This is a genomic window from Novosphingobium sp. 11B, from assembly GCF_054589055.1.
Genome location: NZ_BAAILP010000209.1, coordinates 18,534 through 30,401 on the forward strand (window position 1 = coordinate 18,534; position 11,868 = coordinate 30,401).

Consider the following 11,868-nt stretch of genomic DNA (forward strand, 5'->3'; position numbering starts at 1 on the left):
GACGGACGGTGCGTGGACGCGGTCATCGTTACTTGCCCACCGGCTCGACGGTGGTGTCCTTGCCGCGGGTCACGCGGACCACGGGGCCGACATGCACGGGGGCTGCGGCAACCTGCGGCGCGGCGCCGACGGCGGGAGCGGGGGCCGGAGCGCCGCCGCCCTGTGCCGGGCGGCTCGAACGCTGGAAGCGCGAGACGTCGGCGCCCGTGACGTAGGTGGTGGCGCCGTCCATCGGGCGGTTCATGGCCTGGCTCATGAACTTCTCTTCCTGCTCGCGGGTCGCACCCTCGGGCAACTTCACGTCGCCGCTGGCGAGAATACGGTCGAATTCACCCTGGTTGTCGGCGATCGCGCGCAGCGACAGGCTGAGCGTGCCGATGGTCTGCGCGACGGCGACCTTCTCGGCGATGCGCGGGGTCACTTCGAGGGTGACGGTGCGGAAGCCCTGCACGACCGTCTTGCCATCCTCGACGGTGCTGGCGGTCGCCTGGTCCGTCGCGAGGACGCGCAGGTTGCGCAGGATCGTCTCGGCGGTGCGCAGCGAGTCGCCTTCGCCCTTCACGTCCTGCGTGAGGACGAGGTCGATGCGGTCGCCCGGGAAGACGAAGCCGCCGACGCCGGTGTCGGCCGAGACCGAGATGGTGACGGCGCGCATGCCCGGTCCGAGTGCGGCAGCCAGGAACCCGCGGTCGCCCGGCGCGACGAGCGCGCCCTGGGTCAGCGGCTGGCCGGCGGTGATCGGAAAGCGTACGACGGTGCCGAGCAGCTTGGTCATGTCGGCCTTGCCATCGACGTAATAGGCGTCCTGGACGAGGTTGTCCGGCCAGCTCTGGAAAGAGACCGAATCGGCGGTGATGATCGTGCCTACAGGCAGTGCGCGCTGCGCGACCAGCACTTTGGGGCCATTCTGGTCGGCGGCCGGAACGGCTCCGGCCTGCGGCGCGCCCCCGCCTGCGAACATCGTCCTCGCAGCAAATGCGGTGAAGGCTGCGACGAGCAGCGCAACCGCGAGCAGCACCACTTTCTTCCTGTCCATGGCTTGGAAAGCCCCTTAGCAAAATCCCCGAACTGTTCGGACTTATGAGGTAAATTGGTTAAGAACGGGTTCACCCCGTTGCTTGCGTAAACCGCGTTAGCTTCAGCCTGCGATTCCGGCGGAATGCGCGGCGCTGAGCGTCTGCGAACCCATCACCCACAGCGATGCGGCGGCGATGGCGATGCCGTAGGGCACCTCGATTCGCGACTTCTGGCGGCGCATGATGTGGCGCATCCCGAAGAGGAACAGGCCCAGCACCACGATCGCGGCGAGGGGGATCGCCCAGAGGCCCGGCAAGACCCCGGCGACGGCCTCCATGGTTGTGGGCTCCACCACCGGGCGATGCGTCGCGATGGCGAAGACGATGGCGCCCGCGCACCACACCCAGGCGAAGGCGACGAGCCCGGCGAGGGCGTCGCGCACCATCTCCTTGCGCCCCGGTTGCATGTTGAATGCGGCCATTGCCAGCGAGGCGCCGCCGCCCAGCACCGCCATCAGCACGACCAGTTGCAGGAACGCGGCAGGCGAGAACCACAGCGCCAGCGCGGTCAGCAGCTTGACGTCGCCGCCGCCCATCTGGCCGATGGCGAAAAGCACGCAGGCCACCGCGAACGTCGCCGCCGCCAGCCCGATCTGCACGCCGATGTCGAAAGGGCCGAGCCCCATCGCCAGCCACCACAGCGGCGCGGCGACCGCGATGCCCAGGTTGAGCCAGTTGTCGATGTGCCGCGCGCGCAAGTCGGTGAACGCCGCGACGAGCAGCGCCGTTGCCAATGCGGCCAGCAGTGCGTAGGAAAATACAGCGCCCGTCATGCTTTTCATCCTATCGGATCGAGAGCGCTCTACCTCGGCAACCGCTACCAAATAGTAACCACGACACATCGATCACGAACCGGGGCTTTCCATCATAGTGACCTCCGCCGTCGAAAGTCTCGTCAAGTCCCCCGCGCGCCGGGCGATTCCCGCCGAAGCCCGCGAATCGCGCTGGGCCTTGCCCGATGGCCACCTGCTGCGCCGGATCGACTGGCAGGGCGGCGGGCGCGGCTCGATCCTGTTCATGCCCGGGCGCGGCGACGCTTACGAGAAATGGCTGGAAACCCTCGACGGCTGGCACCGCGAGGGCTGGAACGTCACTTCGGCCGACTGGCGCGGGCAGGCGGGTTCGGGCCGCCTCGGCCGCGATGCGGCAACGGGCCACGTGCCCGACTTCGCGCTCTGGGTGAAGGATTACGCCGCGCTCTATGCCGACTGGGCCGCCTCGACGCCGGGACCGCACATTGCCATTGCGCATTCGATGGGCGGGCAGATCGTGCTGCGCGCGGTAGCCGAAGGCGTCGTGCGGCCCGACGCGCTGGTGCTCTCCGCACCGATGCTGGGCATTCATCCGACGTGGATTCCGGCAGGCGTGCTGCACCGGGTCGCGCGCGGCATCGTGCGGCTCGGCGATCCGCGCCGCCCGGCATGGAAAGGCGGCGAGAAGCCCGGCGCCCAGCCCAAGGCCCGCAGCCTGCTGCTCACTCACGACGAGAGCCGCTACGACGACGAGGACTGGTGGCGCCGCAAGCGCCCCGTCATCGGCATGGGCGCGGCCAGCTGGGGCTGGATAGAACGCGCGCTCGCCTCGATCCGCTCGCTGGAGCGGCCCGGCGTGCTGGAGGCGGTCGAGGTGCCGGTCCTGCTGCTCGGCACCAGTATCGACGGCCTCGTCTCCTGGCGCGCGATCCGCCGCGCGGCCGCGCGCTTGCCGCATGGCGAACTCGTCGCCTTCGGGTCCGAGTGCCGCCACGAAATCCTGCGCGAAGTCGATCCGGTGCGCACCCGTGCGCTCGATGCCATCAGGGACTTTCTCGATCGCCGTGCCCCCGCTAGGGGCTGACCGCGATGGAAGCAGCGTTCGATATCGTCGTCGTCGGGGCCGGCATGGCCGGGGCATCTCTGGCCGCGGCCATCGGCACGCGCGCAAGGGTGCTCATGCTGGAGGCCGAGGAGCGCCCCGGCTACCACGCCACCGGCCGCTCCGCCGCGTTCTGGACCGAGAGTTACGGTGGCCCCGGCGTCCAGCCGCTGACCACCGCCTCCGGGCCGGCCCTGCGCGAACTCGGCGTCCTGACCCCGCGCGGCGCGCTGACGCTCGGCCGGGCCGGGCAGGAGCGTGACGTCGAACTCTTCGCCGAACGCTACCGCACGGCAGGGGTGGAAATGCACCTGCCGAGCCGTGCGGAGATCGTCGCCCGCGTGCCCGGCCTGTGCCCCGAATGGACTTGCGGTGCACTGGAGCCGAGCACGTGCGACATCGACGTGGCCTCTCTTCATCAGCACTACCTTGCTGCGGCACGCCGCGCAGGTGTCGAGTTATGGTGCCGCGCCGGACTGACGGCGGCGCAGCGCAACGCCGATGGCTGGGCGCTGACGCTCGCGGACGGGCGGCAGGTGCAGGCGGGCGTGCTGGTGAACGCGGCCGGAGCCTGGGCGGACGGCGTGGCAAGGCTGGCGGGCATCTCCCCGCTCGGCATCGCGCCCTATCGCCGCACGATCGCGCAAGTCGCCGTCGCCGCCGATGTGCCTGACGACCTGCCGCTGGTCCTCGACGTGGCGGAGACGTTCTACTTCAAGCCCGAGAGCGGCCGCCTCTGGCTCAGCCCGCATGATGAGACGCCGAGTGCGCCGTGCGACGCCGCGCCCGAGGAGATCGACGTGGCTCTCGCGGTCGACCGCTTCGAGCATGTCGTCGACTGGGCAGTCGAGCGGGTGGAGCATCGCTGGGCGGGCCTGCGCTCGTTCGCGCCGGATCGCCTGCCGGTCTACGGCTTCGCGCCCGGTGACGGTGCGTTCTTCTGGTTCGCCGGGCAGGGCGGGTTTGGCATCCAGACTGCGCCCGCCGCCGCCGATCTGGGCGCGCGGCTGCTGATGGGCGAGGCGCCGGGCGAGGTCGATCCGGCTCCGTTCGCGCCGGGTCGCTTCGGCTGAGTTCGACCTTCGCGGCGCTTGCGTCCATGCGCGCAAATTGCTCATCTGCGGCTGGGAAATGACACCCGCATGGAGAGTCGCAAATGGCCCATCGTTTCGAAATCCGGAAGAACAAGGCCGGAGAGTTCGTCGCCTACTTCTGCTACAATTCCGAGACCATGTTCTGGACCGAAGGCTATTCCAGCAAGGCCAGTGCGAAAAGCGCGATCGAATCGCTCAAGAAGAACGGTCCTGGTGCCGACGTGGTCGATACGACCACCGAATAACCGTCACTCCGCGTTCGGGGCGTCCGGGGAGCCTTGCGGCACCTTGCGCCCCGGCGCGACGAAGTGCCATGCGAGCAGCACCGGTTCCAGTACCGCCATGCCGACGAACACGCTCAGCAGGCGCTGCGCAGCGGGGCCGGCAGCGGCATGCTCGTAGCTGTCGGGCACCAGCACGACCAGCACCGCCAGCGTGAACTGCAGGCCAAGGTAAGTGACCTTGGGCAGACCGTTCTCGATATGACGGCCGATGATGATGCCGAGGCAGGTGCCGGCGATGAGCACCGGTGCGCTTCCTTGCGCCAGAAGCAGCACGACCAGCGCCAGCCCGCCACCTGCGATACACCCGAGCGCGCGCTGGAACAGCCGCCGGGATACGGGGACGAAGCCGCTGGCGCCGATCCCGGCGACCGGCACGATCATCACTGCCATGATCGTCACTGCTGCCTGCGGTAGCTCGGGCAGGTCGAACAGCGCGTGGAGCAGGGGCAGCATCGCGATCGCAAGCCCCGCCTGCGAGGCATGGCGCGCCGCGTGAGGGTGCCAGCGCATCCGTTCCGGCGGGGCCTTGCGATCCATCCACCAGGGCTTGCCCGTCAATGCGCCCGCAGCGAGGCTTACCAGCGTGCAGGCGACGGTGCCCGCGACGACTTCCAGCAGGCGCGTCTGGGCGAAGTGGATAGTGTCGAGGTCCGGCCGCTCGATCTTGTCGAACAGGATCATCTCGAAGGTCAGGCCGAACAGCAGCCAGGCGTAAGCGCGCCGCGCCGTCAACATCCCGTAGAGACCGATCGCGCCGACCAGTTCGGCTGCGATCATCGCCAAAGGCAGCGAGCGCGCGGCATAAGGCACCACCAGCAGTGCCAGTCCCGAGCCTATCGCCGTGCCGACGATCCGCATCACCCCGCGCACGAGCGTCTCCGCCACGTCGCTCTTGAGCAGGACGAAGGCGCTGAAAGCCGCCCATGACACCATCTCCGCGCCGATGGCACGGGCGATGACGATCGCCAGCAATACGGAGGCGACGCAGGCCCACTCGTCCGCCATACGCGGGCCGGGGGTGACGAGCGCGCGGATTTCGGTCTTCAGGATCGGGGGAAGAGAGAGCATCGCGGTGACCTTAGAAAACCCACCCCGCTGCGACTAGGCGATAAATCGCCAAATCTCGCGACCCTCCCGCAAGCGGGAGGGCAAGTTCATGTCTCCCCTCCCGCAAGCGGAATGGGCCGGGGATGGGCCTTCGCTTTGCGTTAAGCCGCCGCCTTCGCCGCGTCGCTCGCCAGCTTGTCCACGCGCTCGTTCTCGGCATGGCCGCTGTGGCCGCGCACCCATTGCCATTCGACCTTGTGGCGACCGGCGGCCTCGATCAGATCGTGCCACAAGTCGGCATTGCGGACCGGCTGCTTGCTGGCGTTGACCCAGCCCTTCTTCTTCCAGCCGTGGACCCACTTGGTGATGCCGTCGATGACGTACTTGCTGTCGGTGAAGAGGGTGACGTCGCAAGGCTCGATCAGGGCGCTCAGGCCCTTGATCGCGGCCGTCATCTCCATGCGGTTGTTGGTGGTGTCCGGCTCGCCGCCCGACATCTCCTTCTCGTGCGGACCCATGCGCAGCAGCACGCCCCAGCCGCCAGGGCCGGGATTGCCCTTACAGGCGCCGTCGGTGAAGATCTCGACCTGCTTCATGCGAATACTCCCGCATTTTCCGGGTTCGCGTAGAAATCCAGACGCCGGGCGAAGGCCATCGGGTCCTTGGGCGTCACGAGCGCATCGGCAGGCGTATTGAGCCAGTCGTAGGCCCGCGTCGCGAGGAAGCGCATCGCTGCTCCCCGCGCGAGCAAGGGCAGCGCCGCGCACTCAGCCTCGCTGAGCGGGCGCACCGCGACATAGCCCTCGAGGAGAGCCCGGGAGAGCGCCGGGTCGAACCGGGCGCCGTCGGAACTGAAGCACCATGCCGCATGTGTCACGGCAACGTCGTAAGCGAACAGGTCGGTGCAGGCGAAGTAGAAGTCGATGAGTCCTGTAACCTTGTCGCCGAGCATCAGGACGTTGTCGGGAAACAGGTCGGCATGGATCACGCCGCGCGGCAGATCGGCGGGCCACTCGGCGGCCAGCAGCGCCAGTTCGCGCTCGACGATTCGGCCAAGTTCAGGGTGGATCGATTCGAGCGCGTCGCGCCCGCAATCCTTGAGCAGTTGCTGCCAGGCCGGGAGCGCCAGCGAGTTCTCGCGCGATGCGGGGAAGTCCGCCGCCGCCAAATGGATCTGCGCGAGCGCTCCGCCGACTGCACGGGCCTGCTCCGGCGTCGGCTCGGAGACCGAGACGCCGGGCAGGAACTCGATCAGCGCGAGCGCCTTGTCGCCCTCGGGCGTGCGGTGCAGGCGGTGGCTGGCGCCCTCGCAGTCGTGCATGGTGCGGGCGACGGGCGCGCCGTGCGCGGCGAGGTGATCGAGCAGATCGAGGAAGAACGGCAGGTCCGCGATCTCGGTGCGGCTCTCGAACATCGTCAGGATGAAGCGGCGCGCGGTTCCGGCCTGCTCGGTCTCGATCAGCCAGTTGCTGTTGGAGACGCCCTCAGCGATGCCCTTGGCGGACGTCAGCGTGCCGACGTCGAACGCGGCGATGATCCCGGCCATCTCTTCGGCGCCGAGCCTTGTGTAGACTGCCATGGTTCAGCGGGCCAGCTGGCGGGGGAGCTTGAAGGTCATGTGCTCGCGTTCGGTGACGATTTCCTCGGCCGCGACGGTGCGCAACTCCTTGATGCGGGCGATCACTTCGTTGACCAGTTCCTCGGGAGCGGAAGCCCCTGCGGTGAGGCCGACGGTGGCGATGCCTTCCAGCCATGCCGGGTCGATCTCGGTCGCGCGCTGGATCATGTGCGCAGGCGTACCGCAACGCTCGGCGACTTCGACGAGGCGCAGCGAGTTGCTGCTCTTGGGCGAGCCGATCACGATCACCAGTTCGCACTGCGGCGCGATCTGCTTGACCGCCGCCTGCCGGTTGGAGGTGGCGTAGCAGATGTCCTCGGCCTTGGGCGCGACGACTTGCGGGAAGCGCGCCTCGATCGCCTTGATGATGGCGTGGGTGTCGTCGACCGAAAGCGTCGTCTGCGAGAGGTAGGAAAGCTCGGTGCCGGGCGCGAATTCCAGCGCGGCGACGTCCTCGACCGTTTCCACCAGCGTCATGTTGCCTTCGGGGACCTGCCCGAAAGTGCCGATGACCTCCGGGTGCCCGGCGTGGCCGATGAACAGGATGTGGCGCCCGGCCTCGATCTGGCGCTCGGCCTGGCGGTGGACCTTGCTGACCAGCGGGCAGGTGGCGTCGAGCCATTCCAGCCCGCGCGCACTGGCGGCTGCGGGGACCGCCTTGGGCACGCCGTGGGCGCTGAAGATCACCGGCACGCCGTCCGGGACTTCGTCCAGTTCCTCGACGAAGACGGCGCCCTTGGCCTTCAGGCTGTCCACCACGAACTTGTTATGGACGATCTCGTGGCGCACGTAGACGGGCGCGCCGTAAAGCTCGATCGCACGCTCGACGATCTCGATGGCGCGGTCTACCCCGGCGCAGAAGCCGCGCGGGGCGGCGATCAGGAGGCGGATCGGGCTGTCGGCGGCACTCGCCGTCGTGGACTGAAAGGGCGCGTTCATGTTCGTCCCCCTAGCGCTTTGCCGCGCGCCTCGCTAGGGCAAGCGCACGCCATTCGAGGAAGTTCACGATGAATGCACGCCGCCTGACCGCTACTGTCCTGTGCTCCGCCGCCGCGATGACCGCGCTGAGCGGGTGCAAGACCAAGGGCGAGATCGTGGTCGATCAGGGCGTCGGCATCACCGCCGTGCGCTCGAAGTGCCCGGCGGTCGGCATTCCCGACTACACCGGCGACATCACCACCTTCCGTGGACCGGCAAAGACTGCCGACGCGATCGACGTCACTGCCTCGATGACCCAGGTGCGTGCGCAGTGCGACGAAGCCGTGGGCGAGAAGGTGACTTCGACGGTGACGTTCCAGGTGCTCGGCCGCCGCAGCGACACGGCCGGGGCGCGTCAGGTGACGCTGCCGTTCTTCGTGAGCGTGCTGCAGGGCGGCACTTCCGTGATCTCCAAGCGCGTGGGCAACGTGACGCTCAGCTTCGCGGACGGGCAGGCCCGTGCGCAGGCGAACGTGAGTACCAACGCCTTCATCGATCGCGCCGCCGCGACGCTGCCAGACGAGATTCGCGACCGCATCACCCGCAAGCGCAAGGCCGGCGACACCGACGCTGCCGTCGATCCGCTGTCCGAGCCCGAGGTCAAGGCTGCGGTCGCCCGCGCTTCGTTCGAGGTGCTGGTCGGCTTCCAGCTCGACGAAGGCCAGCTGGCTTACAACGCCACGCGTTGAGGGTGTGGCTGGGGCGTGTGAGCCTCGCCTTCTTCCGCGTGATGCTTCCGATTGAAAGTTTGCCGTCATCCCCGCGAAGGCGGGGACCCAACTGACGCCCGTTCGACAGGCACCATCAGGAGATGGGTTCCCGCTTTCGCGGGAATGACGACGATATAATCGAAGCTGGGGTCAGAACCCCGACCGCGCCGTTTCTATCGCTGTTCGAGCGGCCGCAGCCATGCGCTTGCGGTCGGCGCGATCCTCGGGCGAGAGCGGCGGCAGGAAGTGAAGCGTCAGGTCCACCGGCCGCCAGCGCGCCAGAATGGCGAGAGCATTATCGAGCCCCGGTTCCTCGCCCACCCAGGCTACCGTGCGGGTTTCCGCACCGTAGTCGAGCCACACCGGCTGCACCGGAATATCCGAATCGCCCTCGATCGCGGAAAGCAGCGAGGACTTGAATGCCAGCGTGCCGGTTCCGTCCGAAGTCGTGCCTTCGGGGAAGATCGTCAGCGCGCCGGTATCGCTCAGCGCGGCGCGAACCTGCTCGATTTGAGCGGAGACGCTGCGGCGTTCGTGCCGGGCGACGAAGACGGTGTCGTTCATTTCGCACAGCCAGCGCAGCGGGCCGATCTGCGCGAGGCCGTCATGCGCGACGAAGGCGCTGCCGGTGCGCCCGGCGAGGGCGAGGATATCCAGCCAGCTGACGTGATTGGCGAGGAAGAAGGTGCGCCGGGCCGGACGGGCGCCGCGAACCTGCACGCGAAGGCCCGCGATGGCGCCGACACCGCGCAGGAACCGGCGCGGGACCGGGTTGCGCGCGGTGAACGGTGCGAAAATGTAATAAAGCGCCACGCTCGCCACCAGCAATGCCAGCATGGCGGCAAGGCGCAGCGCGATCAGCGGCCAGCCCCAGGCCGCGATACGGCGGTCGGCGAGGGGCATGGTCGTGGTCATGGTATCGCTTAGCGGCGCGGAGTGGTCTCGCCGTCCTCGCGGTCGAGGCGGACGCCATAGAGTTCCATGCGATGGTCGACGAGGCGGTAGCCCAGGCGCTCGGCGATCTGGCGCTGCAGGGCTTCCAGTTCGGGATCGACGAATTCGATGACCTGGCCGCTCTCGACGTCGATCATGTGATCGTGGTGCGCCTCGGGCGCGGCTTCATAGCGGGCGCGGCCGTCGCCGAAGTCGTGGCGATCGAGAATGCCTGCCTCTTCGAACAGGCGCACGGTGCGGTAGACCGTGGCGATCGAGATGCCGGGGTCGATCGCGGTCGCACGTTCGTGCAGCTTTTCGACGTCGGGGTGGTCGGTGCTTTCCGATAGGACCTTGGCGATCACGCGACGCTGTTCGGTGATGCGCAGGCCACGCTCGGCGCAGAGGGCTTCGATGTCGATGGGTTGGTTCACGGTGGACCTGTAAGTAAAGAAGAAGGCGCACCGCCTAGATAAGGCGATGCGCCTGCAATCACAACCGAGTTGGACGGTCGGTTAACGGACCCTGGCAATCGATCGCACCCTTTGTCCCCGGAAAATCGAATTTCCGTAACGTGAGTGCGGGTGCGTCGGAGGTCAGGCCTCGGGCGACCGCCCAAGAAGGATCAGGCTGCGGCGGTCTTGGGCTTGCGACCGCGGCGCGCGTTCGACTTGCGGCCCAGGCCGATCTTCTTCGCCAGTTCGCGGCGCTTCTCGGCATAGTTGGGGGCGACCATCGGGTAATCGGCGGGCAGGTTCCAGCGCGCGCGGTAGTCTTCCGGGGTCATGTTGTAGTGCGTCATGAGGTGGCGCTTGAGCATCTTGAGCTTCTTGCCGTCCTCAAGGCACACGATGTAGTCGGGCTTGACCGAGGCGCGGATAGAAACGGCAGGCTCGGGCTTCTCTTCCTCGACCACAGGGGCGCCGCCGAGGCCGGCGAGGGCACCGTAGACGTTGGTGATGAGAGTGGGAAGATCTTCGACCGAGACGCTGTTGTTGCTGACGTGCGCGGCGACGATGTCCGACGCGAGCGTGATCAGCGTCTCGTTCAGGTCGGTCTGGATGGTTTCCATTTCTACTACGTCCTTTGGTGCGACCAAGTTATTCAGGCAGCAAACCTTTGCAGGTCTGCCTGTGCGACGCAATGAACGATTTTCACGACGAGTGCAAGTTCGATTCAAAGTTGCACGTGACTTGCATTAATCGATTCATGAATGAAAAGGGCCACTTCGACCCTATTTCAACCGATGTCGCAGGCAAATGTAACAGCGTCGAGCCGCTGACCGCTTGGAGTGCGATAGTATTCGCGTCTTTCGCCAATCGGGTAAAAGCCGAAATTTCTGTAAAGTGTTTCGGCAGGATTACCTCTTCTCATTTCGAGAAGCAGCCGATGCGCGCCGCGACTGATAGCACCGATGCGAAGGTTTTGGAGAAGTGCGCGCCCAAGTCCTTGTCCGCGACTTTCGGGGGTTACCGCAAGGAGCAGAAGTTCTTCTTCTTCAAATCCGGTGCGCGACAAGAAAAAACCCGCGGCCGATTCGGTCTCGTCCGGTGTGTGACCTTGCGCACACAAGACTTCGTAATGGCAGTTCCCGAACTTCAGCGCGTCCTCGACTTGGCGCCGATTCCACGCTTCGCCGTAGACCGGGTCGAACGATGCGGTCATGACCGCCATGATCCGGTCGATATCGTCGATCATGCCGCCCCCGCAGGCAACTTGGCATCGGGGCCGCGTCCGTAGAGCGGATGAGTCTCCGTCAGCAGCGCCGTCTCGGGCAGGAGCAGAAAAGCGCGCGCGTCGGGAAGCAGGGGCAATGCCCGCCCGGAGCCTCGCGCCGCGATCAGTGCCTGCGCCTGGCTGCCGACGACGAGTTCTTCGGTCACCGAAGCGGCGGCGGCATCGGGGCGCAGCGAGGCGAGGGCGTGTGTGCCGGTGCCGTCGGCGGCGAAGCCCTCGACGAACCATTCGCCGTGCCCGCCCGAGGTGGCGACGGCAAGCGGCCGGTTCCCTTCGCTGCCGCGGGCCATGGCTGCGATGAGGGCCAGTGTGGGATAGCCGACCGTGTGCGCTCCCCAAGCCAGCGCCAGCGCGCGAGCGGCGGCGAGGCCGACGCGTACGCCGGTGAAGCTGCCGGGGCCGAGCGCGACGGCGATGCGGTTCGCGCGGCCCTTGCCGGGCAAGGCGGCGATCATCGGCACCAACGCTTCGGCATGGCCGCGCCCAAGCAGGCGATATTCACCCGCGACGAGGGTATCGCCCGAGAAGAGGGCGCCC

Annotated in this window: 15 protein-coding genes; 4 read left to right on the forward strand and 11 right to left on the reverse strand. The window is 67.4% G+C overall.

Annotated elements, in window-relative coordinates; translation table 11 throughout:
- Positions 1–28: 28 nt before the first annotated feature.
- Positions 29–1,036 (reverse strand): Flp pilus assembly protein CpaB, encoded by a 1,008-nt coding sequence (gene cpaB, locus ACYPYD_RS19185; RefSeq protein WP_008830345.1) that lies wholly within the window; start codon positions 1,034–1,036, stop codon positions 29–31.
- Between the two features lie 102 nt (positions 1,037–1,138).
- Complete coding sequence (locus ACYPYD_RS19190; RefSeq protein WP_459664883.1) at positions 1,139–1,849, reverse strand: A24 family peptidase; 711 nt, start codon at positions 1,847–1,849, stop codon at positions 1,139–1,141.
- Positions 1,850–1,946: 97 nt separating this feature from the next.
- On the opposite strand from ACYPYD_RS19190, the gene ACYPYD_RS19195 reads away from it, so the two are divergent.
- The 3 genes from ACYPYD_RS19195 to ACYPYD_RS19205 all read left to right on the forward strand — a co-directional run bounded on the left by ACYPYD_RS19195 (position 1,947) and on the right by ACYPYD_RS19205 (position 4,269).
- Complete coding sequence (locus tag ACYPYD_RS19195; protein WP_459664885.1) at positions 1,947–2,912, forward strand: alpha/beta hydrolase; 966 nt, start codon at positions 1,947–1,949, stop codon at positions 2,910–2,912.
- Positions 2,913–2,917: 5 nt separating this feature from the next.
- Positions 2,918–4,003, forward strand: coding sequence for an NAD(P)/FAD-dependent oxidoreductase (locus tag ACYPYD_RS19200; protein WP_459664886.1), 1,086 nt, complete (start codon positions 2,918–2,920; stop codon positions 4,001–4,003).
- Positions 4,004–4,086: 83 nt separating this feature from the next.
- On the forward strand, positions 4,087–4,269 hold the full coding sequence (locus tag ACYPYD_RS19205; RefSeq protein ID WP_271184753.1) for a YegP family protein: 183 nt from the start codon (positions 4,087–4,089) through the stop codon (positions 4,267–4,269).
- 3 nt (positions 4,270–4,272) lie between these two features.
- Here ACYPYD_RS19205 and ACYPYD_RS19210 read toward each other — a convergent pair whose 3' ends face one another.
- The 4 genes from ACYPYD_RS19210 to ispH all read right to left on the reverse strand — a co-directional run bounded on the left by ACYPYD_RS19210 (position 4,273) and on the right by ispH (position 7,912).
- Positions 4,273–5,376 carry an FUSC family protein gene (locus ACYPYD_RS19210; protein WP_271184754.1) on the reverse strand — a complete coding sequence of 368 codons (1,104 nt, stop codon included), beginning with the start codon at positions 5,374–5,376 and terminating at the stop codon, positions 4,273–4,275.
- A gap of 140 nt (positions 5,377–5,516) precedes the next feature.
- Complete coding sequence (gene rnhA / locus ACYPYD_RS19215) at positions 5,517–5,951, reverse strand: ribonuclease HI (RefSeq protein WP_069708064.1); 435 nt, start codon at positions 5,949–5,951, stop codon at positions 5,517–5,519.
- Positions 5,948–6,934: a homoserine kinase gene (gene thrB / locus ACYPYD_RS19220; RefSeq protein WP_459664888.1), complete on the reverse strand. Its 987-nt coding sequence runs from the start codon at positions 6,932–6,934 to the stop codon at positions 5,948–5,950. The genes rnhA and thrB overlap by 4 nt, the downstream gene beginning before the upstream one ends.
- A gap of 3 nt (positions 6,935–6,937) precedes the next feature.
- Entirely contained in the window at positions 6,938–7,912 is a 975-nt protein-coding gene (gene ispH, locus ACYPYD_RS19225; RefSeq protein ID WP_459664890.1) for a 4-hydroxy-3-methylbut-2-enyl diphosphate reductase, read from the reverse strand.
- 68 nt (positions 7,913–7,980) lie between these two features.
- On the opposite strand from ispH, the gene ACYPYD_RS19230 reads away from it, so the two are divergent.
- Positions 7,981–8,640 carry a hypothetical protein gene (locus ACYPYD_RS19230; RefSeq protein ID WP_008830354.1) on the forward strand — a complete coding sequence of 220 codons (660 nt, stop codon included), beginning with the start codon at positions 7,981–7,983 and terminating at the stop codon, positions 8,638–8,640.
- 171 nt (positions 8,641–8,811) lie between these two features.
- Here ACYPYD_RS19230 and ACYPYD_RS19235 read toward each other — a convergent pair whose 3' ends face one another.
- The 5 genes from ACYPYD_RS19235 to tsaB all read right to left on the reverse strand — a co-directional run.
- Positions 8,812–9,564: a lysophospholipid acyltransferase family protein gene (locus ACYPYD_RS19235; protein ID WP_459664892.1), complete on the reverse strand. Its 753-nt coding sequence runs from the start codon at positions 9,562–9,564 to the stop codon at positions 8,812–8,814.
- A 20-nt stretch (positions 9,565–9,584) separates the two neighbouring features.
- On the reverse strand, positions 9,585–10,028 hold the full coding sequence (locus ACYPYD_RS19240; protein ID WP_008830356.1) for a Fur family transcriptional regulator: 444 nt from the start codon (positions 10,026–10,028) through the stop codon (positions 9,585–9,587).
- A 191-nt stretch (positions 10,029–10,219) separates the two neighbouring features.
- Complete coding sequence (locus tag ACYPYD_RS19245) at positions 10,220–10,666, reverse strand: Ros/MucR family transcriptional regulator (protein ID WP_008830357.1); 447 nt, start codon at positions 10,664–10,666, stop codon at positions 10,220–10,222.
- Between the two features lie 167 nt (positions 10,667–10,833).
- Positions 10,834–11,292 (reverse strand): GNAT family N-acetyltransferase, encoded by a 459-nt coding sequence (locus tag ACYPYD_RS19250; protein WP_036523731.1) that lies wholly within the window; start codon positions 11,290–11,292, stop codon positions 10,834–10,836.
- On the reverse strand, positions 11,289–11,868 hold a 580-nt coding region (gene tsaB / locus ACYPYD_RS19255), incomplete at its 5' end, for a tRNA (adenosine(37)-N6)-threonylcarbamoyltransferase complex dimerization subunit type 1 TsaB (protein ID WP_459664894.1). The genes tsaB and ACYPYD_RS19250, both read right to left, overlap by 4 nt.

What these genes read in the sequence shown, in the direction of transcription:
- ACYPYD_RS19250 (WP_036523731.1), bottom strand. Translation starts at nt 11,292, where the DNA reads ATGATCGACGATATCGACCGGATCATGGCGGTCATGACCGCATCGTTC.
- ACYPYD_RS19190 (WP_459664883.1), bottom strand. Translation starts at nt 1,849, where the DNA reads ATGACGGGCGCTGTATTTTCCTACGCACTGCTGGCCGCATTGGCAACG.
- ACYPYD_RS19210 (WP_271184754.1), bottom strand. Translation starts at nt 5,376, where the DNA reads ATGCTCTCTCTTCCCCCGATCCTGAAGACCGAAATCCGCGCGCTCGTC.
- ACYPYD_RS19205 (WP_271184753.1), top strand. Translation starts at nt 4,087, where the DNA reads ATGGCCCATCGTTTCGAAATCCGGAAGAACAAGGCCGGAGAGTTCGTC.
- ACYPYD_RS19235 (WP_459664892.1), bottom strand. Translation starts at nt 9,564, where the DNA reads ATGCCCCTCGCCGACCGCCGTATCGCGGCCTGGGGCTGGCCGCTGATC.
- ispH (WP_459664890.1), bottom strand. Translation starts at nt 7,912, where the DNA reads ATGAACGCGCCCTTTCAGTCCACGACGGCGAGTGCCGCCGACAGCCCG.
- cpaB (WP_008830345.1), bottom strand. Translation starts at nt 1,036, where the DNA reads ATGGACAGGAAGAAAGTGGTGCTGCTCGCGGTTGCGCTGCTCGTCGCA.
- ACYPYD_RS19200 (WP_459664886.1), top strand. Translation starts at nt 2,918, where the DNA reads ATGGAAGCAGCGTTCGATATCGTCGTCGTCGGGGCCGGCATGGCCGGG.
- thrB (WP_459664888.1), bottom strand. Translation starts at nt 6,934, where the DNA reads ATGGCAGTCTACACAAGGCTCGGCGCCGAAGAGATGGCCGGGATCATC.
- rnhA (WP_069708064.1), bottom strand. Translation starts at nt 5,951, where the DNA reads ATGAAGCAGGTCGAGATCTTCACCGACGGCGCCTGTAAGGGCAATCCC.
- ACYPYD_RS19245 (WP_008830357.1), bottom strand. Translation starts at nt 10,666, where the DNA reads ATGGAAACCATCCAGACCGACCTGAACGAGACGCTGATCACGCTCGCG.
- ACYPYD_RS19230 (WP_008830354.1), top strand. Translation starts at nt 7,981, where the DNA reads ATGAATGCACGCCGCCTGACCGCTACTGTCCTGTGCTCCGCCGCCGCG.